Annotated in this window: 20 protein-coding genes and 2 tRNA genes; 15 read left to right on the top strand and 7 right to left on the bottom strand. The window is 57.6% G+C overall.

Annotation, left to right across the window (positions count from 1 at the left end; genetic code table 11):
• The first annotated feature begins 44 nt into the window (after positions 1 to 44).
• Together ACPF9B_RS05990 and ACPF9B_RS05985 are read left to right on the top strand one after the other, a co-directional pair.
• Complete coding sequence (locus ACPF9B_RS05990; RefSeq protein WP_007204791.1) at positions 45 to 551, top strand: TRAP transporter small permease; 507 nt, start codon at positions 45 to 47, stop codon at positions 549 to 551.
• Complete coding sequence (locus tag ACPF9B_RS05985; RefSeq protein WP_007204792.1) at positions 551 to 1,858, top strand: TRAP transporter large permease; 1,308 nt, start codon at positions 551 to 553, stop codon at positions 1,856 to 1,858. Before ACPF9B_RS05990 ends, ACPF9B_RS05985 begins: the two co-directional genes overlap by 1 nt.
• 9 nt (positions 1,859 to 1,867) lie before the next feature.
• On the opposite strand, the gene ACPF9B_RS05980 is transcribed toward ACPF9B_RS05985, so the two are convergent.
• Positions 1,868 to 2,767, bottom strand: a complete 900-nt coding sequence (locus tag ACPF9B_RS05980) for a LysR family transcriptional regulator (RefSeq protein WP_424179922.1) — start codon at positions 2,765 to 2,767, stop codon at positions 1,868 to 1,870.
• A 93-nt stretch (positions 2,768 to 2,860) separates the two neighbouring features.
• Between ACPF9B_RS05980 and ACPF9B_RS05975 the strand changes: the two genes are divergently transcribed.
• The gene (locus ACPF9B_RS05975) at positions 2,861 to 4,069 is read left to right on the top strand and encodes an acyl-CoA dehydrogenase (protein WP_424179920.1); all 1,209 of its coding nucleotides are present in this window, start codon (positions 2,861 to 2,863) and stop codon (positions 4,067 to 4,069) included.
• Positions 4,070 to 4,093: 24 nt separating this feature from the next.
• The gene (locus tag ACPF9B_RS05970) at positions 4,094 to 5,188 is read left to right on the top strand and encodes a CaiB/BaiF CoA transferase family protein (RefSeq protein WP_424180366.1); all 1,095 of its coding nucleotides are present in this window, start codon (positions 4,094 to 4,096) and stop codon (positions 5,186 to 5,188) included.
• Between the two features lie 96 nt (positions 5,189 to 5,284).
• Here the strand turns inward: ACPF9B_RS05970 and ACPF9B_RS05965 are convergent, their stop codons facing one another.
• Positions 5,285 to 8,215 carry a beta strand repeat-containing protein gene (locus ACPF9B_RS05965; RefSeq protein ID WP_424180364.1) on the bottom strand — a complete coding sequence of 977 codons (2,931 nt, stop codon included), beginning with the start codon at positions 8,213 to 8,215 and terminating at the stop codon, positions 5,285 to 5,287.
• Positions 8,216 to 9,210: 995 nt separating this feature from the next.
• On the opposite strand from ACPF9B_RS05965, the gene ACPF9B_RS05960 reads away from it, so the two are divergent.
• A complete protein-coding gene (locus ACPF9B_RS05960) occupies positions 9,211 to 10,074 on the top strand; it encodes a helix-turn-helix domain-containing protein (RefSeq protein WP_424179918.1) in 864 nt (287 codons plus the stop codon).
• Positions 10,075 to 10,846: 772 nt separating this feature from the next.
• Here the strand turns inward: ACPF9B_RS05960 and ACPF9B_RS05955 are convergent.
• Both ACPF9B_RS05955 and ACPF9B_RS05950 read right to left on the bottom strand, forming a co-directional pair.
• Positions 10,847 to 10,921 (bottom strand) — tRNA-Asn (locus ACPF9B_RS05955).
• A 58-nt stretch (positions 10,922 to 10,979) separates the two neighbouring features.
• Positions 10,980 to 11,921, bottom strand: coding sequence for an MBL fold metallo-hydrolase (locus tag ACPF9B_RS05950; protein WP_424179916.1), 942 nt, complete (start codon positions 11,919 to 11,921; stop codon positions 10,980 to 10,982).
• Between the two features lie 41 nt (positions 11,922 to 11,962).
• Here ACPF9B_RS05950 and ACPF9B_RS05945 point away from each other — a divergent pair, with 41 nt between their 5' ends.
• The 5 genes from ACPF9B_RS05945 to ACPF9B_RS05925 all read left to right on the top strand — a co-directional run bounded on the left by ACPF9B_RS05945 (position 11,963) and on the right by ACPF9B_RS05925 (position 17,306).
• Positions 11,963 to 13,282, top strand: a complete 1,320-nt coding sequence (locus tag ACPF9B_RS05945; protein ID WP_424179914.1) for an ATP-binding protein — start codon at positions 11,963 to 11,965, stop codon at positions 13,280 to 13,282.
• Between the two features lie 96 nt (positions 13,283 to 13,378).
• A complete protein-coding gene (locus tag ACPF9B_RS05940) occupies positions 13,379 to 14,803 on the top strand; it encodes a circularly permuted type 2 ATP-grasp protein (RefSeq protein WP_424179912.1) in 1,425 nt (474 codons plus the stop codon).
• A gap of 1 nt (position 14,804) precedes the next feature.
• Positions 14,805 to 15,746 (top strand): alpha-E domain-containing protein, encoded by a 942-nt coding sequence (locus ACPF9B_RS05935; protein ID WP_007204801.1) that lies wholly within the window; start codon positions 14,805 to 14,807, stop codon positions 15,744 to 15,746.
• Positions 15,746 to 16,543 (top strand): transglutaminase family protein, encoded by a 798-nt coding sequence (locus ACPF9B_RS05930; RefSeq protein WP_424179910.1) that lies wholly within the window; start codon positions 15,746 to 15,748, stop codon positions 16,541 to 16,543. The genes ACPF9B_RS05935 and ACPF9B_RS05930 overlap by 1 nt, the downstream gene beginning before the upstream one ends.
• Positions 16,544 to 16,577: 34 nt before the next feature.
• On the top strand, positions 16,578 to 17,306 hold the full coding sequence (locus ACPF9B_RS05925) for a peptidase (protein WP_040482783.1): 729 nt from the start codon (positions 16,578 to 16,580) through the stop codon (positions 17,304 to 17,306).
• A gap of 24 nt (positions 17,307 to 17,330) precedes the next feature.
• On the opposite strand, the gene ACPF9B_RS05920 is transcribed toward ACPF9B_RS05925, so the two are convergent.
• Positions 17,331 to 19,376 (bottom strand): FAD-dependent oxidoreductase, encoded by a 2,046-nt coding sequence (locus ACPF9B_RS05920; protein ID WP_424179908.1) that lies wholly within the window; start codon positions 19,374 to 19,376, stop codon positions 17,331 to 17,333.
• Between the two features lie 169 nt (positions 19,377 to 19,545).
• Positions 19,546 to 19,635 (bottom strand) — tRNA-Ser (locus ACPF9B_RS05915).
• Positions 19,636 to 19,769: 134 nt separating this feature from the next.
• On the opposite strand from ACPF9B_RS05915, the gene ACPF9B_RS05910 reads away from it, so the two are divergent.
• Both ACPF9B_RS05910 and ACPF9B_RS05905 read left to right on the top strand, forming a co-directional pair.
• Positions 19,770 to 20,618: a DUF2059 domain-containing protein gene (locus ACPF9B_RS05910; protein ID WP_424179906.1), complete on the top strand. Its 849-nt coding sequence runs from the start codon at positions 19,770 to 19,772 to the stop codon at positions 20,616 to 20,618.
• Between the two features lie 64 nt (positions 20,619 to 20,682).
• Positions 20,683 to 21,090 carry a hypothetical protein gene (locus tag ACPF9B_RS05905; RefSeq protein WP_424179904.1) on the top strand — a complete coding sequence of 136 codons (408 nt, stop codon included), beginning with the start codon at positions 20,683 to 20,685 and terminating at the stop codon, positions 21,088 to 21,090.
• On the opposite strand, the gene ACPF9B_RS05900 is transcribed toward ACPF9B_RS05905, so the two are convergent.
• Positions 21,087 to 21,422 (bottom strand): hypothetical protein, encoded by a 336-nt coding sequence (locus ACPF9B_RS05900; protein ID WP_007204825.1) that lies wholly within the window; start codon positions 21,420 to 21,422, stop codon positions 21,087 to 21,089. The genes ACPF9B_RS05905 and ACPF9B_RS05900 overlap by 4 nt on opposite strands.
• Before the next feature lie 178 nt (positions 21,423 to 21,600).
• Between ACPF9B_RS05900 and ACPF9B_RS05895 the strand changes: the two genes are divergently transcribed.
• The 3 genes from ACPF9B_RS05895 to ACPF9B_RS05885 all read left to right on the top strand — a co-directional run bounded on the left by ACPF9B_RS05895 (position 21,601) and on the right by ACPF9B_RS05885 (position 23,188).
• The gene (locus tag ACPF9B_RS05895; protein WP_424179902.1) at positions 21,601 to 22,239 is read left to right on the top strand and encodes a 50S ribosomal protein L21; all 639 of its coding nucleotides are present in this window, start codon (positions 21,601 to 21,603) and stop codon (positions 22,237 to 22,239) included.
• 11 nt (positions 22,240 to 22,250) lie between these two features.
• Complete coding sequence (rpmA, locus tag ACPF9B_RS05890) at positions 22,251 to 22,520, top strand: 50S ribosomal protein L27 (RefSeq protein ID WP_026352164.1); 270 nt, start codon at positions 22,251 to 22,253, stop codon at positions 22,518 to 22,520.
• A 125-nt stretch (positions 22,521 to 22,645) separates the two neighbouring features.
• Positions 22,646 to 23,188 carry a GNAT family N-acetyltransferase gene (locus ACPF9B_RS05885; protein ID WP_007204828.1) on the top strand — a complete coding sequence of 181 codons (543 nt, stop codon included), beginning with the start codon at positions 22,646 to 22,648 and terminating at the stop codon, positions 23,186 to 23,188.
• Positions 23,189 to 23,253 lie beyond the last annotated feature (65 nt).

The raw sequence follows: 23,253 nt of genomic DNA, 5'->3' as shown, positions 1-23,253 counted from the left end.
GTCGGGGATCATCCCCGGCGCGCACTGCATATCGGGGGGGCGCAATGAACACGGTCAACAAGCTTTATCTGTGGGTGTTATACACGATGGCGGGTATCGCGGGGGCGATGCTGGTCTGGCTGATGATTTCGGTTGTGACCTCGGTTGTGATGCGCAATCTGGCGCTGCAACCTTTTGCATGGCTGTTCACCTCGTCTGAATATGCGATCCTTTACATGACCATGCTGGGCGCGCCGTGGTTGGTGCGCGAAAAAGGGCATGTGCATATCGAATTGGTCACTGCGGCCTTGCCTGCGCCGACGCGCCGTATCGTCAGCCGCAGTGTTGCGGCGGCTTGTGTCGCGGTCTGTGCCTTGCTGGCATGGAAGGGCGGTGAATTGATGCTGACCAATATTGCGCAAAACGATTTGGACGTGCGCGCCTATTATTTTCCCAAATGGATCCTGACTGCGGCTTTTCCGATCAGCTTTGGGCTGATGGCGATTGAGTTCGGCCGGTTTGTTTTTGGCACCGAACTTATGCACTCTGGCGAAGCAGGAATTCACGAATAATGGAATGGTTTGAAGCGCTTGGCCTGCTGATCGGCTCTATTTTAGTGTTGATGGCAATCGGGATGCCGGTTGCGCTGGCGTTTTTGGCGGCCAATATCATTGGTGCATGGCTGTTTATGGGCGGTGCGCGCGGTGTCACCTTGATGCTGAACAATGGCTTTGGCAGTTTGACGAATTTCGCGCTGGTGCCGATCCCGTTGTTTTTGCTGATGGGCGAGATTTTCTTTCACACCGGCCTTGGCGCGCGGATGTTCAATGCAATTGACAAGTTGCTGGGCCGGTTATCGGGGCGTTTAAGCTATGTCACCGTGCTGGGTGGTACGGCGTTTTCGACGCTGTCAGGGTCATCGATGGGGTCGACCGCGCTGTTGGGGTCGCTGATGGTCCCTGAAATGACCGCGCGTGGCTATAAAAAGAAAATGTCGATTGGTCCGATCCTTGGCACTGGCGGCTTGGCGATTATCATTCCGCCTTCGGCGCTTGCGGTGCTGCTGGCGACATTGGCGCGGGTTGATGTGGGGGCCTTGTTGATCGCGGGCATTATTCCGGGCCTTATTCTGGCGTGTTTTTACATTGCCACGATCTATATCCAGACCAAGCTGGACCCAGACGCAGCCCCTGCTTACGACGTTGAAACCTACAGTTTGGGGCAAAAACTGGGGCTGTTGTTCAAAGATATCTTGCCGATGTTGTCGGTCATGGTGCTGATCGTGTTCGGCATGGTGGGCGGCTTGATCACCCCGTCCGAGGCGGCCGCCTTTGGCGCGCTGGGTGTGTTGTTGCTGGCGGTGGTGTTTCGTTGCCTGACATGGGTGGCGCTCAAACGGTCGATCATCGGGGCGCTGCGCGTGAGCTTGATGGCCTATCTGATCGTGTTCGGGTCTGCGACATTCAGCCAGTTGCTGGCGTTTTCGGGGGCCAGTTCGGGGCTGGTGCGATGGGCGACATCCTTTGATCTGGCACCGATTGCGATGCTGTTGGTGATGTTTGGTGTGCTGTTGCTGCTGGGCATGTTCATGGAACAAATCTCGATGATGTTGCTGACCGTGCCGATCTTTTTTCCGCTGGCGCTGACGCTGGGGTTTGATCCGGTCTGGTTCGCGCTGATCATTCTTTTGGCGCTTGAAATCAGTTTTACAACGCCGCCGTTCGGGTTGTTGTTATTCGTGATGAAAGGGGTCGCACCCAAAGACACTACGATGCGCGAAATTTATGCCGCGGCATTCCCGTATATCGGGTGTTCAATGCTGTTGGTCTTTTTGCTGATCTTGTTTCCGCAATTAGCGTTGTGGCTGCCCAGTTTATAGCGGCGCTGTTCAGGTGGTTTGCACCAAAGCCTGCAGCCACGTTGCAAAAGCATCCATGGTTGCGCTTTGTGCGCGCGCCTTGGGACGGATCAGGGCGTAATAAGCGTTGCTTTGCAAGATACGCGGGTGGACCTTGTGCAGCGTGCCATTGGCCAATGCTTGTTCGGCGAAAATTGTCGGCAACAGCGCAATACCCAGCCCCGCCTGTGCGGCAGAAATCACCATGTCAAAATGTTGCACCCGTGGGCCTTGGGTGCGTTCAATCGGTGTGGCATCGGCACCGATAAACCAATCGTTCCACAATTCGGGCCGCGTTGCCAATTGGATCAGCGGATAGGTCGCCAGATCGGCGGTTGACAGAATAGTACCGCCCGCGACCAGCCGTGGCGCGGCAACCATGATCAGCTGTTCATCAAGCAAATGCGCGACATCGGTGTCTTTGCGTGCCAGTGCCGCGCGCTGGATCGCGCCGTCAAACGGGCTGTCGGTAAAGTCGATCGGATGCAGCGTTGACGCCAGATCGATCGACACGTCAGGATGCGCATCCAAAAAGCTGGGCAAACGCGGGATCAGCCATGTCGCGGCAAAAGTGGGCAGAACCGCCAGCCGCAAGACATCGCCGCCTTTGCCAAAGGCCATCGCCATTTTTGCCGACCTTTCCAGCACGGCCAGAATATCGCGGGCATCATGCACCAAGGCGCGCCCTGCATCCGACAGGATCAGCCGTTTGCGCACACGGTGAAACAGCAACACGCCCAAACGGTCTTCGAGGGTGCGAATGGACCGGCTGACTGCACTTTGGGTCAGGTTCAGCGTATCCGCCGCCTGTGAAACAGACCCAAGATCGCTGCAATAGACCAATGCGCGCAACTCTTGGATGGTGGGGGTGTGATTAGACCGGTTTGCCATAATATGCGTGAAACTCATCAAGTGTGGAATATCTATCGTTACCAAAGATCGCGCAGGCTTGCTAGTGTCGCGCAAAATTCAAAGGAAGCCGAAATGTCGCTGAAAGCCAAAGACGCCCCCGATCTGAACCGGTTCAATTGGGAAGACCCATTTTCATTTGACGCGCAGCTCAGCGAAGAAGAGCGCATGATGCGCGACGCGGCAAAGGCCTATGCGCAGGATAAATTGCAGCCACGGGTGATTGCCGCCTACCGCGATGAACAAACCGATGCGGACATCTTTCGCGAAATGGGTGCGATGGGGCTGTTGGGGGTGACGATCCCCGAAGAATACGGCGGTCTGGGCGGGTCTTATGTGTCTTATGGGCTTGTCGCGCGCGAAGTCGAACGTGTTGACAGCGGCTATCGGTCGATGATGTCGGTGCAAAGTTCGTTGGTGATGTATCCGATCTATGCCTACGGGTCCGAAGAACAGCGCCAGAAATATCTGCCCAAACTTGCGTCTGGGGAATGGATCGGGTGTTTTGGTCTGACCGAACCGGATGCCGGCAGTGATCCATCCGCGATGAAAACAACGGCGAAAAAAACCGCCACCGGCTATACGATTTCGGGCGCAAAAATGTGGATTTCCAACAGCCCGATTGCGGATGTTTTCGTGGTCTGGGCGAAATCGGAGGCGCATGGCGGCAAGATTCGTGGCTTTGTGCTGGAAAAGGGCATGAAGGGTCTGTCTGCCCCAAAGGTGGGTGGCAAATTATCGCTGCGCGCCAGTATCACTGGTGAAATCGTCATGGACGGTGTCGAAGTCGGCGAAGACGCGTTGCTGCCAAATGTCGAAGGTCTGAAAGGGCCGTTTGGCTGTTTGAACCGTGCGCGTTACGGGATCAGCTGGGGTGTTCTGGGTGCGGCTGAGTTTTGCATGCATGCGGCCCGCCAATACGGGCTTGACCGCAAGCAATTTGGCAAACCTTTGGCGCAAACACAGTTGCAACAGGTCAAGCTGGCAAACATGTTGACCGAAATCAGCCTTGGCCTGCAAGCCAGCCTGCGGGTGGGCCGTCTGCTGGACGAAGCCCAAGCCGCGCCTGAAATGATTTCGATCATCAAGCGCAACAATTGCGGCAAAGCGCTCGATATTGCGCGCATGTCACGCGACATGCATGGCGGCAACGGCATTTCTGAAGAATACCAGATCATGCGCCATATGGTGAACCTTGAAACCGTGAATACCTATGAAGGCACCCATGATGTTCACGCCCTGATCATCGGGCGCGCGATCACGGGCCTACAGGCGTTTTTCTAAAACCGGCGCGTCAGGAAAACTATGATGTCACCATTGCACGGGCTGAAAGTTGTTGAATTGGCCCGTATCCTTGCGGGGCCATGGATCGGGCAGACGCTGGCTGATCTTGGCGCCGAGGTGACAAAAGTCGAAAGCCCCGGTGGCGACGATACCCGCACTTGGGGGCCGCCGTTTGTGGACCAAAACGGCCAACAGACGGCGGCATATTTTTACAGCTGCAATCGCGGGAAAATCGGCCTGCGCGCTGATCTCAAAACGCCCGAAGGCATCGCCGCCGTCAAAGCGCTGGTGATGGATGCCGATATTTTTATCGAGAATTTCAAGGTGGGCGGGCTTGCGCAATACGGGTTGGATTATGCCAGTCTTTGCGCGCTGAACCCGCGCTTGATCTATTGTTCGGTCACGGGCTTTGGGCAAACAGGGCCTTTGGCGCATCTGCCCGGATATGATTTTTTGTTGCAAGGCATGTCGGGGCTGATGTCGGTGACAGGCGCGCCGGATGGTCCGCCGCAAAAGGTGGGTGTGGCTGTCACCGATATTGTGACAGGGCTTTATGGCACGATCGGTATTCTGGCGGCGGTCGCACAACGCCACACGACAGGCAAAGGCCAGCATATCGATATGTCCTTGCTGGATTGTGCCACAGCGCTTTTGGCCAATCAAAACATGAATTATCTGGTGTCGGGGCAATCGCCCACGCGCATGGGCAATGCGCATCCCAATATCTGCCCTTATGATGTCTTTGAAACTGCCGATGGGCATATCATTCTGGCGGTGGGCAATGACGGCCAATTCCGGCGCTGCTGCGATGTGCTGGGCTTGGGCGCAATCGGGCAAGACCCGCGCTTTGTGACCAACCAGCAGCGCGTCAAACACCGCGACGATCTGTTGCCGATCTTGGCAAAGGCCGCCTTGGCGCGGCAATCGGGTGATCTGCTTACGGCCTTTTCGGCGCAAAATGTCCCCGCAGGGCCGATCAATTCGGTGGGCGATAACCTGTCAAGCGCTCATGCCAAGGCGCGTGGTCTTGTGGTTGACCCCCAAGGCGTGAAGGGCGTGCGCACGCCGATCGTCTTTTCGGACGCAACCCTGACATTGGATCGCAGCGTCCCCGAATAGCGCTTTTCGGGTGGCGCTCCCATGACGATCTTGTCCCATAATGCTGCCCTCCATTCCTGAGATAAGATCGCACCATCAAGCCATCGGATCGACCACCTAGGCGATGAATGTAAAGTCAGCCGTTGCCAAATCCACGACACCCGTCAATGTGGCAATCACAATCGCCGCGCCATCACCTGTACCGTCGGCGTCAAAGCTCAAATCGCCCGTTGTCTGGTTGAACAGAAATGCCGCCTCAGCTGCGGTTGCCGACTGAGCCCCCGTGCCAGAGACAAATGCCACAAGCACAGACCCGGCAGCATCACCGTCGATGTCAAGGCTCGCGCCACCAGCAGAATAAGCAACAAAGCCTGCAACACTCGCCAAGTCTGCAGCCGAGAATTGCAATTTGTCCGTGCCAGCACCAAAAGCCGCGCCATCAGCAATCGTGGTGAAGTTGGTGATGATGTCACGGGCTTCGTTTGCCACATCAGTGTAGACAATGGTATCTAGACCGGTTCCCGGTGTAACGGTGTCCGCGCCGCCCCCGCTTGTGATTATGTCGTTGCCCGCACCAGCCGTGATTGTGTCGTCGTCAGCACCGCCCATGATTGTGTCGTTGCCAGCACCGGCGGTGATGGTGTCGTTACCGGCGCCGCCCATAATGATGTCATCACCAGTACCGCTCGTAATGGTGTCGTTACCGGCGCCAGCTAGGATGATGTTGGTACCCGAACCGCCGGTGATTGTGTCATTGCCAGCGTCGGCCGTCATAATATAGCTGGCGGCACCGCCCGTGAATGTGCCATTCACGCTCTGCTCTACGTTTCCCGCAGCCAGCGTATAGCTGAGATTGCCCAGCGTCAGGCCAGTCCCAACCAGTGCCGTGATCTGTGCAATCGTCGTGGCCGTGCCGCTCAGCGACACGGTCACATCTGTTGTGGCAAAATTGGCCGATCCCGCAACGATTGCCACAAAACCCGCAACATCGGCCAAGTTCCGCGCGCCAAGCGCTTGCTGACCGTCAGCCAGCGTATAGCTGAGATTGCCCAGCGTCAGGCCAGTCCCAACCAGTGCCGTGATCTGTGCAATCGTCGTGGTCGTGCCGCTCAGCGACACGGTCACATCTGTTGTGGCAAAATTGGCCGATCCCGCAACGATTGCCACAAAACCCGCAACATCGGCCAAGTTCCGCGCGCCAAGCGCCTGCTGATCCGCTTCCAGCGTATAGGTCACCACACCGCTTGTGGCTGGTCCGATCAGCATGAAATCGGCGATGGAAATGGCATCACCCGTGATGTCTAGGTCGCCAGACAAAGTGTTCGCCGCAAAGCCAGTCAAAGCCGCTGTCAGGTCGGATGCAGACCCGCTCAAAGCACCGGCCGTGGTATTGGCCCCTAGCGTGATCATGCCCGACGTCGCATTGTTGATGGCGATGAGCTGTGCCAGCGTTGCAGCCGCTCCACCTGCTGTCAGCGTCACGGTGTAATTGCCATCAATTGCGAGAGTGCTTTCGCTCGCAATATTTGCCGCAATAACGGCCACAAGCTCGGCGCTGGTCCCGCTGATTGCCGTCACTTCGTTCGCATCAACCGCGATCCGGGTTTTCGCGGCAAGACCCGTCAAATCGGTCGCCGCAGCGACGCCTGCATCCAGAGTGATTGTAATCGCATCAGTCACCAGCGTCGTCAGGCCACCATCGGCCGCGTTCAACGCAGCCGCCGTCCCAGTGATCGTCGCGGTCACGACACCGCTTGTCGCGGCAGCAATTGCGTTCAAGCCATGCGCAGTGGTCGTGCCAGTTACCGCAATCGTCGCTGCCTGTGCAGTGACCTTGGTTCCATCGGTGACCAGCGCAGCTGTGACTTGCGATTCACTCCCGGTGATTACGACAGCGTTCGCGACTGTCACCGTGCCAGTCGTGGCTGCGCCAATCGCCGACAAATCCGTGACCGTGACAGCCACCCCGTCAGCATCTCTCAATTCAGCAGTGAAAGCCGCCGGCGCCGTATTAAAAGCAGCGAGCGCTTGGACGACGTTTGCCGCTGTTCCATTGATGGCGGTGAGGCCCGTACCGACGATGGTTCCATTTGCGTTACCAGCGGCAATCTGGGCAATTTGATCTGCACAGGCTACACCGGCAAGCGTTGTGACGCCCGTTACACCAAGACCGGTAACCACAGTGTCCTCGGCAAGACCGGTCATGATCAGATGACCAGCGCCCGTCACCGCCATGCTGCTCAATACGTCCGCAGAGGCGGTGAGCGTCAGACCGTCGACCTGAATGCCCGATACGTCAGTGTTGACCGCGGTGACGCTATTGGATGCAGCCGTTGTGAAACGCAGAACACCGTCCTGCATCGTCATGGCGACATCTCCATAACCTTCGGCAAGCTTGAAAACCTGGCTTGACTGCGCGATCAAACGAAAGCCCGGATCAGCGGTGCCGCCCCCATCAGTAACGCCAGTACCGCCGCCACTGGCAGCACCACTACCTGCATCGCCAGTATCAGTTGCCGGACGCGCGCCAGCGGCAACGCCCGCACCCGTATCAGTTTCACCCGATGATGCGGCCGGGGCTTCGCTTGCGGGGCGCACATTCGATGTCACAATCGACATCTGAGCAGTAATTTGGTCAGTCGTGACAGATGCGCCTGCGGCAGCAGTCACGGTGATATTCCCAGCAGCGCCAAAGAACTGTATCGTCTGGTTCTGCACCAAGGTCGCCAGCTCTGTTGCTTCTGCAATCGAGTTCACGACAATCTCGATCCGGCCTGTCACGTCATTGCTCACAAGAACGGGGATTTCGCGCACCTGTACCAGCGTCAGCTTTACGCCAGAAGCAACTTCGACGCGGGTCACACCTGTGATGCTCGCCAACGTCGCATCAAGGGTGCCGGACGTTACTTTCAAAGTTCCAAAGTCGTCAATCGTACTGCCAGCCTGCAGCGTGACCACGTCATTGGCGTCTGTGAATTTAAACTCCAAGATCCCCGCGCCATCAGCGTCGAGCAGAATGCTGTAAGCATTATTCGCGGCGTCCGCCACGCTCAATGTCGCGACTGCTGCGCTTGGAAGGACAAAACCATCCACCGAGGTTGCCGAATAAACACCGTCCGCGCGGGATATAATGAGGCTTGCTCCTCCGCTCTGCGCCGACGCATCATCATCCTCATCACATGCAGCCAGTAGCAGAGTTGATACCGCCAGCGATGACCCCTTGGCTGTCTTTTTGACAACATTGGATTTCAGCACCGCGTGGACCCGCGCTTGCGCGGACGCATTGTTTGCCACCTTGGCCTTGGATATCGCTGTGTCGGTTACATAAATTTTCGCGTCGTTTCTCATGATAACTTTCGGTCTTTAAATTTTTTTGTTGTTATTATCGGACGAAACTGACTGCCGCGTGCATCAACGACGTGCTGGAATGTCAGCACGTTTTATTCAGCACCGCGCTGCCCATCACGCGGCGGCCAGGGGGATAGATTTTATATTGGCAACACCCGCGACCAGCGCTCGCAGCAAGCCACCCTTGCAAACGCAGAAAAAATGCTGAATAGTGTAAATCTGGCTGTTAGAACGTCAGCCACATCGCATTAAAATGATGCGATATGTCTTTTCCGTTTTATTTTGAATGCACGTTGGGATCTGCCTTTGCTTGTTCCCTGACAGGGCCTGACGCGGTCAACTCTGGTTGCTATGCTGATCATGGTGTAGAACCTCGTTATATACAGACGGTGTGAAAGCCTTGGAAAGGCAGTTAATTTAGAAACACCGATCGGTTATTAAGACAGATAAATCAGAATGCCTGATTGCCCGGCCTCCATCAGCATTTGTGGTAACAAAACCGCACAGATGTGGAAAAGTGACCGATAAACCGTCACATTCGATCTGGTTTCCGGGAATGCCCTGCTCGCCGACAAAGGAAATGAAGTAATAGCTAAAAAATTGATTCACATTTTTTAATTCTATTCATAATTGAGGTAATTTTATTTACGATACCTTCTTTTGCTGAAATTTATGAATGAAATATTGAGGGTTTTATGAAGAATTCAGAAATTAGCGGAACCCAACTTATCGAGCAGCTTCGACACGCGTTTCATGCCCGACTACGCAGCCAAATATTAAAGAAAAATATCTCTTTATCGCAATTGGCCAGATCGAGCGGTATCAGCCGTTCGGTTTTATCAGGATATATGAGAGATGACCCTGCGCTTCCAAATACGGCTAACCTGATGCGACTAGCGCAAGCACTGGATTGTGAACCAGGTGCATTCTTTCCGATGACATCTGCAAGCGAGCAGCGCAATTCAGTTTCGGACATTGTCAACATCAGCCTTGCCATGGTTGATGATAACCAATTGAAAGAAACACTAAGCAAGATCGCCGCCGCTACGGGCGAGTTTATCTATTATGTGCCCAACACGCTGCCAGATGCTCTCAAGACTGATGGGATATTTTCTTTTGAAGATCATGCAAACCCGAAAAGTGATAATCGGATATATATCGAAAAAATACGTTTGATGATTAGCCCGACGTTGAACGGGGTTATATTGATATCAGAGGAAACATTACTGGACCTTATACACCAACGCGGCATTTATGCCGGATTGTCAAAAAAGGTGTCTGATCAGCAGATGAACAGCCTTGTTGATGCATGCCATGAACAGTTTCCAAGTTGGCAAATCAAGGTATTCAGTCATCGAGATTTTAGAGTAAGTCCTTGCTTTCTAATTGGAAATTCTTTTCTGGTTCAGGAGTTCTTTAAGTACAATATTCAGATCGAAAGCGTACCCACCATTTTGGGGGTGCAGGCCAGTTTAAACACAATTCACCGCCTTGCGACCGATTTCCTGCACTGGATGGAGCAGAATACACTCCCGCAAACCGATATCCAAAAGGTTTGAAAGCCTAAAATAGTTCGGATCATTTCTGTTCACGACCTTACGGTGCCAGCTCAACATTGGCGCGGGTCATTCGCCTGTGCGATGCAGATGTGATTGCAAGTGGGACATGCCGCCGTGGCCCTGGCACGAGATGAACGCGTTCCATTCGCCCGCCTATTGCCCAAACACGATCTTGCTATTGTCGGCACCGATGCAGATGCGTCGGGTCCGGCTTCGCTTCGATCAAGCTGGGAGGGGAAAGCAATAATACCAAGCAAGCGAAAATATGCGCCATCGAAAAGAGCCATAATTTCAGACCAAGCAGTAGTGCTGCGGGGCGACATCCGCCCAATTGCTGCCCACGTAGGCGGAAACTGCGGAGCCGTTATTCAATAAAGTGCTGGCCGTCGCATTGGGTATCTGGACTTTACTTTGCACGCTCGAAGCACGTGAGGCTTTTGACTGGCAGTTAGTCGTGCCGGTGAGGTCAAAGATCATGCCGCTATTTTAGGTTTTGCGCCCAAAATCAGACACTGCCTTTATAGACGATCCGCATATGCTTTGCATCGCGGCGCTGGCCGCATGATCCGCGCCGCGCTGAAGCTTTGAGCTGATCGACTATTGTTGCGCTCGGTAGCTGGACCAGCAAAGCAGCCAGCGGCAGGCTTGTATGGTGGCCGTAGCGCAAAGCTGTGTCAGCGCATTTTCTCTGACAAATCAGATGACACACCCACAAACAGCAAGCAAACCCCTCGCGGGGATCTTGCCTAAAACCTTGATGATATGGGGTTTTTGGCTCCGACGGTAGGGATCGAACCTACGACCAATTGATTAACAGTCAACTGCTCTACCGCTGAGCTACGTCGGAACATGCGGTGCGTATAGCAATGTGATTCCGCCCCGTCCAGAGCGATTTGGCCGGTTTTTCAAATTCCTGTTACGGGGGGCAAACCACCAAGATGCAGGTGGAAAACAGCCCCTTCGCAAATACCGGGCGTGGCGGCAACGATGCTTTTGCCATGCAGGTCGATCAAATGCGCCAGCACGTTGCGTTCGGCCGCTTTGGCCAGAAGCGGCGACAGATCTTTATAGACAAATGCGGTCACATCCCGCGCTGTTGCAGGACCGGCGGCAAGGGCCGCCAGAATCTGCGCCTCGCGCTGCAAACGATGACCGATCAGCCACGCCAGCCGCGCCTGCGGGTCAAGGACAGGCGCGCCGTGGCCGGGATACAAACAGGTGGCTGGCACGCCTTGCAGCTTGAGGCAGGAGGCCATGAAATCGGTCAGATCGCCATCGGGCGGCGAGACGAGAGAGCTGGCCCAACCCATGACATGATCGCCCGAAAACAACACATCACCCCAGGCAAAGCACAAATGATTGCCGATATGGCCAGGTGTGTGGATCGCCGTGATCCGGCCCCAATCGCCCTGCAACCCATCACCATCGGCCAGCGTCCGGTCGGGCGCGAAATCGGGGTCGATACCTTCCCCGCCGCCGGTCAGCCCGCGCGCAGCAAGCATGGACATCACTGCGCTACGCCCCGCTGCCGGCCCACCAAAGCCGCAGATCGCAGCACCGGTTGCGGCGGCAAGGGCAGGGGCCAGCGCGCTATGATCCAGATGGCTATGCGTGACAAGGATATGATCGACCACGCGTCCACCGATGGCCTGCAGCACCGCGTCCAGATGCGCAGGGATCGCGGGGCCGGGGTCGATCACGACAATCCGGTCATGGCCCAGCAGATAGGTATTGGTCCCCGGTCCCGTCATGGCGGACGGGTTGGGCGCCAGCACCAGCGCCAGATCATCGCGCAAAGCCAGAACCGCCCCCGGCTGCGGCGCAAATTCTGCGGTGGTCTGTGTCATCGGGACTTTCCGGCGGGATCAATGCCCGATACCGTCGCTTCATGACATTTCGCTGGATCAAAAACGCAATGCCGCGCGGGATTTACGCCCGTGCCGCGCTGATCCTTGTGTTTCCGGTGCTGTTTTTGCAATTGCTTGTGTCCGTGGTGTTTATTCAACGCCATTTTGACGGTGTGACGCGGCTGATGACAAGTGCAGTCAACATCGACCTGCAGTTTCTGATCGATACCGCCAATGAAGCAGAGACGGCACAGCAGGCCCGCGCCGCACTTGCGCCTTTGGGGTTGGCGTTGCAAATCCGTACCGCTTTGCCCGCCACCCCGCCGCCTGACGCCGATATCAACCCTTTCGTTGATCTGACAGGCGCGACGGTGATCGACACTTTGCGCAGCGGAATCGATGATTTGCAGGTCGCGTCGCTCGAAGACCGCGGGCGCGTGGTGTTGTGGGTCGGCACACGCCATGGCCTGCTGGAAATGGATCTGTCGCGCAGGCGCATGTCGGCGTCCAATCCGCATCAATTGCTGGTGATCATGGTGGTGATGGGCGCGCTGATGACGGTGGTGGCCTATATCTTTCTGCGCAACCAATTGCGCCCGATCAAGCGGATGGCGCAGGCTGCCGCCGATTACGGCAAAGGCCGGATCACCCCCTTTACCCCCACCGGGGCGGTCGAGGTGCGCGCCGCCGGCATGGCCTTTCTGGACATGCGCAACCGGCTGGAACGCCAGACCCAAAGCCGCACGATGATGCTGTCAGGCGTGAGCCATGATCTGCGCACGCCGTTGACCCGTCTGCGGCTGGGCCTGTCGATGCTGGACGAGGCCGAGGCGGCTGATCTGTTGCGTGATGTCGATGATATGCAAAAGCTGCTGGATGCGTTTCTGGATTTCGCGCGCGATGATGCGGCCGATAATCTGGAACAGGTGGTGCCTGCCGCGCTCCTGCGCGAGGTGCTGCATGATGCCGCGCGTATGGGCCAGAATGTCGGGCTTGCCGCGATCGAAGGGCCGGAACGCGCGATCAACCTGCGCCCCTTGGCAATCCGGCGCGCGCTGGACAATCTGGTGGGCAATGCGCTGCGCTATGGTAACCATGCGCTGGTCGGTGTCAGCGTGACCGAACGCGCTGTGCGGTTCTGGGTCGAAGATGACGGGCCGGGGATTCCGCCTGAATTGCACGAAGACGCGGTCAACCCATTCGTCCGGCTTGATCCCGCGCGCAACCAAGACAAGGGCAGCGGCGTCGGGCTGGGCCTTGCCATCGTGTCGGACGTGGCGCGCAGCCATGGCGGCGTCCTGCGGTTGGGCAAAAGCACGGTGCTGGGCGGGCTGAAGGCGGAACTGGTCATCAGTCGCTAGGGTTGTTTGCCTAAAAAAGTGGCAGTTGCACATATCAGTGGTATTTCTGCGTGGTGTAATCCTTGCAGTCTGATCAGAACCCCGTAGGCTTTTGCTATGGATGACGATCAAGCACATTTCGACGAAATGCTGGGGGCCACCGGCGCCCGCCCACCCTATGCCGGCTATGACGCGTGGTTCAACGCACAGGACCGTGCGCGATTGGCCAAGAAAGCCGCCGAGGCAGAGGCGTTTTTTCGCCGCACCGGCATTACCTTTAATGTCTATGGTCAGTCGGATGCCGAAGAACGGCTGATCCCGTTCGATCTGGTGCCGCGCATCGTGTCGAGCAGTGAATGGGCGCGCCTGTCGCGTGGCATTGAACAGCGGGTCCGCGCGATCAATGCGTTCTTGTATGACATCTATAACCGGCAAGAGATCCTCAAGGCGGGGATCGTGCCGATTGACCTGATCGCCAAGAACGCGGCCTTTCTGCCCCAGATGATGGATTTCAACCCGCCGGGCGGCGTTTATACCCATATCGTCGGCACTGATATCGTACGCACTGGCGAGAATGATTTTTATGTCCTCGAAGACAATGCGCGCACGCCTTCCGGTGTCAGCTATATGCTGGAAAACCGCGAAACCATGCTGCAAATGTTCCCCGAGCTTTTCAGCAAGATCAAGGTCAAGCCGGTCAGTGATTACCCCAAATCCCTGCGCCGGTCGCTGGAAGCCTCTGCGCCATCCACCTGTGAAGGGCGGCCTTGCGTCGCGGTTCTGACCCCGGGCATTCACAATTCGGCCTATTTCGAGCATAGCTTTCTGGCCGACCAGATGGGTGTGGAATTGGTTGAAGGCCATGATCTGCGCGTGATCGACGGCCATATCGCAATGCGCACGACGCGCGGCTACCGGCAGATCGACGTGCTGTATCGCCGTGTCGATGATGATTTTCTGGACCCGATGACGTTTAACCCGTCGTCGATGCTGGGCGTGCCGGGGATCATGGATGTGTACCGCGCGGGCAATATCACCATTGCCAACGCACCCGGTACAGGCGTGGCCGACGACAAGGCGATTTACAGCTATATGCCGGAAATCGTTGAATTCTACACCGGCGAACGCGCGATTCTGAAAAATGTAGAAACGCATCGCTGTTCCGAACCCGATGCATTGAAATATGTGCTGGAAAACCTTGCCGATCTTGTCGTGAAAGAGGTGCATGGGTCGGGCGGTTACGGCATGTTGGTGGGTCCCGCCGCCAACAAAAAGGAAATCATGGCTTTCGCGGCCAAGCTGAAATCAAACCCCGGCAATTACATCGCGCAGCCCACGCTGTCGCTGTCCACAGTGCCGATCTTTACTAAAAAGGGTCTTGCGCCGCGCCATGTCGATCTGCGCCCCTTTGCGCTGGTGTCGCCCGGTGGCGTGAATATCACGCCGGGCGGGCTGACGCGGGTCGCGCTCAAGGCGGGGTCGCTGGTTGTCAATTCCAGCCAAGGCGGCGGCACCAAAGACACATGGATATTGGAAGACTGACATGTTGGGAAAAACGGCAGGCGGTCTTTACTGGATGTTCCGGTTTCTGGAACGGGCGGAAAATACCGCACGATTGATCGAGGCGGGGTTTCGCATCGCGCTGACGCGATCGAACGACGCGGAATCGGAATGGAAATCCGTCATCATCACATCCGCCGCGCAACAGGCGTTCGAGGCGCGTCATGATAAATATTCCAGCGCGAATGTCGTCAATTTCCTGCTGCGCGATCCTGAACACCCCAGTTCGGTCCTGTCGGTCACCAAATCGGCGCGTGACAATGCACGGCTGGTGCGCACCGCCCTGACGACCGAGGTTTGGGCCGCCGTCAATGAAACATGGATGGTGCTGACCGAAACGCTCAAGCGGCCAATCCCCGAAACCGAACTGCCCGCAGTATTGGCCACGATCCGGCAACAATCGGCGCTGGTGCGCGGGGCGCTGGTCGGTACGATGCTGCGCAATGATATTTTTGATTTCTGCCGTTTGGGCACCTTTGTCGAACGGATCGACAGCACGGCGCGGATCATCGACGTGAAATATTATGCGCTGCTGCCTGCGCCATCGTTCGTCGGCAGCCGGATGGATAACGTGCAATGGGAAACAATCCTGCGGTCTGTTTCGGCGCATCGGTCGTTTCGTTGGGCGGTCGAGGATGATTTCACCGCGCCCGCCATCGCCGATTTTTTGATCCTTGACGACCGGATGCCCCGATCTCTCAGCCATTGTGCGGCGCAGTTGGTGAACAATCTGGGCCATCTGGCCAAGGATTACGGCGAGGCCATGCCATCGCATGCTTTGGCCGACCGGATGAATGCACGGTTGAAAGACCGCGATATCGGGTCGATCTTTGACGAAGGGTTGCACGAATTTGTCGGATCAATCCTGCGTGAAAATGCGGCGATCGGCATGCAGATCGAAATTGATTACAGGTTCAACTACTGATGCAGCTGACGATCACCCACAAAACCAGCTATGCCTATGATATGCCGGTGGATTTCGCGCTGCAAAAGCTGCGCCTGCGGCCCTTGTCGAACCCGATGCAGCAGGTCGATGACTGGCAGATCGACATCAGCGGCGGGCGGATCGAGGCCAGCTATCTGGACCATTACGGCAATCACACCGATCTGGTCAGCGTGATACCGGGGGCCACGGCGGTGGACATCACCGCGCGCGGGCAGGTCACGACCTATGACAAGGCGGGCGTTTTGGGCATGGTCTATGGCCGTGCGCCATTGTGGCATTTCGCGCAGCCCACGCCATTGACAGCATCCGGGGCAGGGGTGCGCGATTTCGCGCGGTCCTTGGGCAAGATGAAAGACCCGCTGACATCGCTGCACGATCTGTCCAATGCGATCCGCGATGCGCTGCCGTATCGCACTGGTGTCACGGGCGCCGATACCAGTGCCGAACAGGCGATCAAGATCGGTGCCGGTGTGTGTCAGGACCATGCGCAGATTTTCATCGCCGCCCTGCGCACGCGCGGCGTGGCGGCGCGTTACGTCAGCGGCTATCTGATGATCAACGACATCACCGATCAAGATGCCGCCCATGCCTGGGCCGAGGCGCATGTAGACGGGCTGGGCTGGGTCGGTTTCGATATTTCCAACGGTGTCGCACCCGATGAAAAATATGTCCGTGTCGCCATTGGCCCGGATGCCAGCTGTGCTGCCCCTGTCAAGGGGATGCGCAAAGGCCCCTCCAGCGAGACGCTCATTGTATCTTTACAAGTTCAACAATAGTGCTGTGATTATATCCCGCTAAGGACACTTTCAGATGACTTATTGCATCGGAATGCAGCTCGACCATGGGCTTGTATTCATGTCTGACACCCGCACCAATGCAGGCGTCGATAATTTCTCGACCAGCAAAAAAATGTTCCACTGGCATGTGCCGGGCGAACGGATGATCACCATCATGACCGCAGGCAATCTGGCCACGACACAGGCCATGGTCAGCCTGCTGCGCGAACGGTCGATCACCACCCAGGACCGCGACCCCAGCATCCTGCGCGAAGCCACCATGTTCCAGATTGCCCGTCTGGTCGGGGCGACCTTGAAAGAGGTGATTGCCGAAAGCAGCCTGAGCGGGCAATCGGCCGAACAATTCGCGGCCTCTGCCATTGTCGGCGGCCAGATCAAGGGCGGCTTACCCACGATTTTCCTGATCTATCCGCAAGGCAATTTCATCGAGATCACGCCCGATACCCCGTTTTTCCAGATTGGCGAGACGAAATACGGCAAGCCGATCCTCGTGCGCGCCTATGACCCGGCAATGAGTTTCGAGGATGCGGTCAAATTGCTGTTGGTGTCGTTTGATTCCACGGTCAAATCCAACCTGTCGGTCGGTTTGCCCTTTGATTTGCAAATCTATGAAAAGGACACATTCGCTCAAGGCCGGGTGATCCGCATCGATGAACATGATACGGTTTACCAAGCAATTTCAAGTGGTTGGGGTGATGCCTTGAAAGAGGCGTTCCAGCATCTGCCATCCTATAAGGTGTGAGCGCAGGGGGGGCTTAAGCCCACATTACAAATCCTTGACCAAGCGCAGCGCATCATAGATCGCGGCATGGATGTTGCGCGCACTGACCGCATCCCCGATGCGGAACAATTGGAACGCCCCGTCAGGATTGGTCGCCACCGCCTGTATGCGCCCCGCGATCAGCGCGTCCTGATCCACCGCGCCCAGATTGCGCGACAGGGGTTTGAGTGCGAAATACAGATCATCCAAAGGCATTGTCCCGTAATTCACCACGATCTGGTCATAGGTCTTTTGCTTGGTGAAATCGCTGTAATCGGTGCCGATCACCGCCTGCAGCCGGTTGCCGTCGCGGGTGACATCCAGCAGGCGGCGGGTGACGGTAAAGGTCACATCCTTGTCCTGCAGCGCGCGCATATAGGGCACAAGGTTCATCCCCATGATGTCCGGCGCAAAGGTCCGGTCGGGTGTCATCACCTCGACGCTGGCACCTGCATTGGCCGCAACCTCTGCTGCCATCAATCCGGGGTGATCGCCGCTTTCGTCATAGATCAGCACATCCTGCCCCGGTTTCACATCGCCCGAGATGATATCCCAGGCGCTGACCACCAGCGGATTGTCATGTTTTTGTTCAAATAGCTGCGTATTGGGCAGACCGCCCGTCGCCACGATCACCACATCGGGGGCAAGGGCGGTGACATCCTCTGCCTCGGCCCAGCTGTTGAAATGAAAGGTCACGTCGCGCGCGGCGCATTGCGCCATGCGCCAGTCGATGATCCCGATCATCTCGCGCCGGCGCGGGTTCTGTGCGGTCAGCCGGATCTGGCCGCCGGGATCGGGTTGCGCCTCGAACACGGTAACGGCGTGCCCGCGTGCGGCGGCAACGCGCGCCGCCTCCAGCCCTGCCGGACCCGCGCCGATGATGACGACCTTGCGCGCCACAGGGGCAGGGGCGATGTCATGCGGCATCGTCAGTTCGCGCCCCGTTGCGGCGTTATGAATGCACAGCGCCTCGCCCGCCTGATAGATCCGGTCAAGGCAATAGGTGGCCCCGACACAGGGGCGGATGTCATCCTCGCGCCCTTCCATGATCTTGCGCAGGATATGCGGGTCGGCCATATGCGCCCGCGTCATCCCGACCATATCCAGCAACCCCGCCTGAATGGCATGACGTGCAGTCGCCACATCGGGGATGCGCGCGGCGTGAAAGGTCGGCAATCCTGTGGCCTGTTTCACCGCACCTGCGAAATCCAGATGTGGTGCGCTTTTCATGCCCTGCACGGGGATCACATCGGTCATCGCAGGGTCGGTATGAATGCGGCCTTTGATCACGTTGAGGAAATCGACCATCCCAGTTTCGGCAAGGCGTTTGGAGATGGTGATGCCTTCTTCGGGGGTGATGCCGCCTGCCGCCGCCTCGTCCGCCGTATAGCGCAGGCCGATGATGAAATCATCGCCCACTCGTTTGCGACAGGCCGTCAGCACATCGCGCAGCATTTGCATCCTTGTATCAAGGCTTTGCCCGCCATAAGGCCCGTCCAGATCATTGGTCAGCGGCGACCAGAACTGATCAAGCAGATGGCCGTAGACCTGCAATTCGATCCCGTCCATGCCGCCTGCCTGCATCCGTTCGGCCGCATCGGCGAAATCGGTGATAATCCGCGCGATATCCCAATCTTCGGCCAGTTTCGGAAAGGCCCTGTGCGCCGGTTCGCGGTGCCGCGAGGAAGAGACAGAGGGCAGCCAATCGCCTTTGGCCCAACCCGTGCGCCGCCCCAGATGCGTCAGCTGGATCATCACCGCGCAACCATGGTCATGGCAGGCATCGGTCAGGTTCTTGATCCACGGCACGACCTCGTCTTTATAGGCAAGGATGTTGTTGAACACCGGCGGGCTGTCGCGCGAAACGGCGGCTGACCCCGCGGTCATGGTCAGCGCCACCCCCGCCTTGGCCCGTTCGGCGTGATAGGCGGCATACCGTGCCTTGGGCATCCCGTCTTCGGGATAGGCGGGTTCATGGCTGGTGGTCATGATCCGGTTGCGCAAGGTCAGATGCTTGAGCTGGTAGGGCTGCAACAGGGGATCGGTGGACATGAGCTGGCTCCGGGCTGGTTGGTGCCATACTGCCCCAAGCCGCGCGGATGTATAGCGGGTTTGCGGCAGCACAGAGGGTGGCACCGACAGCGCGCCCGATAGACCGGCCCCAGACCTTTCGGGCTGATGTGCATGCCCTGCAGCAGTCGATCATGTGTATATTGTTAATTGGCGGAGAGACAGGGATTCGAACCCTGGGTGGGCTTGCACCCACAACGGTTTTCGAGACCGCCCCGTTCGACCACTCCGGCACCTCTCCGCGGTGCGGGCGGAATAATGTGCCATGCAGCGCAGCGCAAGGGGCAAAACGCTCTCACCAAGAATTGCGTGGGCTTTGCGGCAAAAATCGTGTTTGTCGGTGCCGACACCTTCCATGCCCTGAAAGGACCCGCCATGTTCCGCCGCCTGTTTTTATCGCTTGTTGCCGCGCTCGGTTTCACGGGGGCCATCACGGGGGCCATCACCGGGGCCGCTCTGGCCCAGACCAGCGATGCCGACGCCCTGTTCGATCTGGTCGGCCTGCCGCAGATCGTGGCGATCATGCGCGACGAAGGGCTTGATTACGGCGAAACCATCGCGCGCGACATGTTTCCCGCAGGCATGACCCCCCGCTGGGCCGCGCAACTGGACCGGATCTATGACACCGACACGATGGTCGCGCAGATGCGCCAGGCTTTTGTTGCGGCGTTGGACGGGCAGGACGTGTCAGGGGCGCTCGATTTCTACGGCTCTGATCTGGGGCAGCGGATCGTTACGCTGGAAATCGCCGCGCGCGCAGCGATGCTGGACCCGACAATTGATGCCACCAGCAAGGAATTTGCCGTCGAACAGGCACAGGCCGACACGCCACGCTACCGGCTGATCAGCGATTTCATCGTGGCAAATGACCTGATCGAGGCCAATGTTGTGGGTGGGCTGAATTCCAATTTCGCCTTCATCGACGCGCTGGTGTCAGGTGGCGCCACGCTGCCGGGTGTGACCGCCGACAGTCTGTTGGCCGATGTCTGGGCGCAAGAGGATGCAATCCGTGCCAGCACGGCGGAATGGATCACTGCGTTTTTGCTGCTGGCCTATGCCCCGCTCGAGGATGCCGAGATCGCGGAACTGACATCATTCAGCCAGACGCCCGCAGGCCGGATCATGACGCAGGCTGTGTTTACGGCCTTTGACGAGATCTTTGTGCTTGTGGCGCGCGATCTGGGATCGGCGGCTTCTGGCTTCATCATCAGTCAGGATCTGTGACCGGCCTTGGCACGCGGGTGCAACGCGGTATGGTGCGGGTCCAAGACATAGAAGGATCAAGACCTTGCAAATCAAACTCATCGCAGCCTGCATCCTGGGGCTTTTGTCGGGCTGTGCGGGGCAGGGCGTGCTGGTCTCGGGCGATCCGAGCTTGCCAACCGGTGATCCGCGTCAGGAACGGTTGGTTTTCAGCGAATGCGCGATCTATTTTGCCGCCGTACAGACATTGCGCGCCGATGGCCGCAGGCCCAGTGGCAACCCGACCCGTGGATGTCCGCCCAAGGCCGCGGCGCGCCCCGCCGACATCAACCCGATGGTCAGCGTGCCATCCGTATCGCCCGGCTTTCCACAAGAATTATACAGCCGCATGATCGCGCGCGGCGTGCCGTCCGATCTGGCCGATGATATTGCGCGGTCCAAGGCGTTTTGGGATCTTGTGGCGCTCCGCGACAGCGTCATCAGCGGTTTCTAACTGCCATAGATTAGTAGCGCCGTAATCAGCGCGCTGGGGTTGGCCGCGTAAAGCCGGCTATTCGATTGCAGCTGGATCATGCGGGTCGGGCGGTCTTGATATGGCACACCCGCCGCATCCATCGCCGCGATCAGCGCCGGCCCGCCGCCAGCGATGATATCGCGGCGGATCGCGTCGTAATTCGATTTAACGATGATTTCGACCTGCCCGCGGTTTTGCGCCTGCGCAGGATCGCTTAGCGCGGCCAGCGGCGCAAAGACCGGCTGGCCCGGATTGGTCGGATCGGTGGTGCAGGCCGCCAATAGCAAGGGCAGGATCAGGGCAGGGCGCATGGGGGTTTTTCACCTTCTTATCGCTTGACTTACAGGGGCATTGGACGGATAAGCCGCCATCCTGACAAGGGTTTTGTCGGGCTATTTGCGAAATGACGCCTACGGGCGCGCAGTCCACAGGCACCAAACGCCGGGTAACACCGGGGCCTCAGTGACGCGGAAAATGAAGGAATAACATATGTTTGCGGTTCTCAAAACCGGCGGCAAGCAGTACAAGGTCGCCTCTGGCGATGTGCTGCGCGTCGAAAAGCTGGCAGCAAAAGCTGGCGACAAGATTCAGTTCAACGAGATTATGATGGTCGGTTCGACTGTTGGTGCTCCTTTGGTTGCAGGCGCAGGCGTGCAGGCCGATGTGATCGACCAGATCAAAGGCGAAAAGACAATCAACTACGTCAAGCGCCGTCGTAAGCACGGCAGCCAGCGCAAGAAAGGCCACCGTCAGCAACTGACGCTGGTGAGGATTGCCGACATTCTGGAAACAGGTGCGGACACATCCGGCGTCATGGCCGCTGTTTCGGGTGCGGGCATCAAGATGGTAATCACGCCCCGCGTGAACCCCAAAGGTATCGCCAAGCCAAAGGCCGGCGCAGCACCAAAAGCTGCCGCCGCCGCAACAGGTGGCGATGACCTGAAAAAGCTGTCGGGCGTCGGCCCCGCGCTGGAAAAGAAATTGCATGCCGCTGGCGTGACATCTTACGCGCAGATCGCAGCATGGTCCGAAGACGACGTGGCTGCATTTGACGAAAAGCTGTCGTTCAAGGGCCGCATCGCACGTGAAGGCTGGGTCGCACAAGCGGCCGAGCTGTCCAAAGCTTAAGGAGAGACGAGATGGCACATAAAAAAGCAGGCGGTTCATCCCGTAACGGACGCGACTCTGCGGGTCGTCGTCTTGGTGTAAAGAAATTCGGCGGCGAAGCCGTTATTCCCGGCAACATCATCATGCGCCAGCGTGGCACCAAGATGTGGCCAGGCATGGGCGTCGGCATGGGTAAGGATCACACGATCTTTGCAACTGCCGAAGGTGCCGTGAAGTTTCACAAGGGCCTGAAAGGCCGCACCTTTATTTCGGTTCTCCCTGTGGCGGAGGCCGCAGAGTAAGCCGAATTTCTCAACCAAAAGATTTGAGGGGATCGGTTTTCGCCGGTCCCCTTTTTTATTCATAAATTTGCTACCATATCCGTTTAGGTAGCACCAAACTGGCTTGTTTTTCGAGGAGGGAAAGCATGATCCACGAGGAAATCACCGTGCAGCAGACGATCCAATCGGATCGGTTCTTGCTGCGTCCGTGCCGCAAATCGGATGCAGGGCTGATCGCCATGTATGCCAGCGACGACCGCGTTGCGCGCGGCACACGGTCGGTGCCGCATCCGTTGCCCCCCGGCACGGTCGAGGCGATGATCGAACGCGCCCTACTGTCGGACCGGACAGAGGATGTCTGGATCATCGACGGTTCCGCCAATGCCCATGCAGAGGCTTTGGGCCTGATCAGCCTGGAACGGATGGACCGCGCGCAATCAGAAATCTTTTACTGGATCGCGCCCGCCTTTTGGAACACCGGCTACGCGTCAGAGGCCGTGCGCGCCCTTATCGCCGCGAACCCGCATCAATCCGAACGCATCTTTGCCGAGGTGTTTCAAGACAACCCCGGGTCCGCCCGCGTGCTGACCAATTGTGGTTTCGACTATCTCGGCGATGCAGAGGCGTTTTCCGTTTCGCGCGGTGCGACGGTGCCGACATGGACCTATACGCTGAAAACCGGCGCATGACCCGGCCCATGGCTTGAGAAGCGCAGCACAATAGACTATCGCCTGCGCTGAACAGCCCAGAAAGC

Source organism: Yoonia sp. TsM2_T14_4, assembly GCF_049602355.1.
Lineage (GTDB): Bacteria > Pseudomonadota > Alphaproteobacteria > Rhodobacterales > Rhodobacteraceae > Yoonia > Yoonia vestfoldensis_A.
The sequence above is the reverse complement of the archived record's forward strand: the minus strand, read 5'-3'. Positions and strand labels throughout refer to the sequence as shown.

Bases quoted from the DNA above. Each gene is read 5' to 3' on its own strand.
- ACPF9B_RS05990 (WP_007204791.1), top strand. From the start codon at position 45: ATGAACACGGTCAACAAGCTTTATCTGTGGGTGTTATACACGATGGCG.
- ACPF9B_RS05985 (WP_007204792.1), top strand. From the start codon at position 551: ATGGAATGGTTTGAAGCGCTTGGCCTGCTGATCGGCTCTATTTTAGTG.
- ACPF9B_RS05980 (WP_424179922.1), bottom strand. From the start codon at position 2,767: ATGGCAAACCGGTCTAATCACACCCCCACCATCCAAGAGTTGCGCGCA.
- ACPF9B_RS05975 (WP_424179920.1), top strand. From the start codon at position 2,861: ATGTCGCTGAAAGCCAAAGACGCCCCCGATCTGAACCGGTTCAATTGG.
- ACPF9B_RS05970 (WP_424180366.1), top strand. From the start codon at position 4,094: ATGTCACCATTGCACGGGCTGAAAGTTGTTGAATTGGCCCGTATCCTT.
- ACPF9B_RS05960 (WP_424179918.1), top strand. From the start codon at position 9,211: ATGAAGAATTCAGAAATTAGCGGAACCCAACTTATCGAGCAGCTTCGA.
- ACPF9B_RS05950 (WP_424179916.1), bottom strand. From the start codon at position 11,921: ATGACACAGACCACCGCAGAATTTGCGCCGCAGCCGGGGGCGGTTCTG.
- ACPF9B_RS05945 (WP_424179914.1), top strand. From the start codon at position 11,963: ATGACATTTCGCTGGATCAAAAACGCAATGCCGCGCGGGATTTACGCC.
- ACPF9B_RS05940 (WP_424179912.1), top strand. From the start codon at position 13,379: ATGGATGACGATCAAGCACATTTCGACGAAATGCTGGGGGCCACCGGC.
- ACPF9B_RS05935 (WP_007204801.1), top strand. From the start codon at position 14,805: ATGTTGGGAAAAACGGCAGGCGGTCTTTACTGGATGTTCCGGTTTCTG.
- ACPF9B_RS05930 (WP_424179910.1), top strand. From the start codon at position 15,746: ATGCAGCTGACGATCACCCACAAAACCAGCTATGCCTATGATATGCCG.
- ACPF9B_RS05925 (WP_040482783.1), top strand. From the start codon at position 16,578: ATGACTTATTGCATCGGAATGCAGCTCGACCATGGGCTTGTATTCATG.
- ACPF9B_RS05920 (WP_424179908.1), bottom strand. From the start codon at position 19,376: ATGTCCACCGATCCCCTGTTGCAGCCCTACCAGCTCAAGCATCTGACC.
- ACPF9B_RS05910 (WP_424179906.1), top strand. From the start codon at position 19,770: ATGTTCCGCCGCCTGTTTTTATCGCTTGTTGCCGCGCTCGGTTTCACG.
- ACPF9B_RS05900 (WP_007204825.1), bottom strand. From the start codon at position 21,422: ATGCGCCCTGCCCTGATCCTGCCCTTGCTATTGGCGGCCTGCACCACC.
- ACPF9B_RS05895 (WP_424179902.1), top strand. From the start codon at position 21,601: ATGTTTGCGGTTCTCAAAACCGGCGGCAAGCAGTACAAGGTCGCCTCT.
- rpmA (WP_026352164.1), top strand. From the start codon at position 22,251: ATGGCACATAAAAAAGCAGGCGGTTCATCCCGTAACGGACGCGACTCT.
- ACPF9B_RS05885 (WP_007204828.1), top strand. From the start codon at position 22,646: ATGATCCACGAGGAAATCACCGTGCAGCAGACGATCCAATCGGATCGG.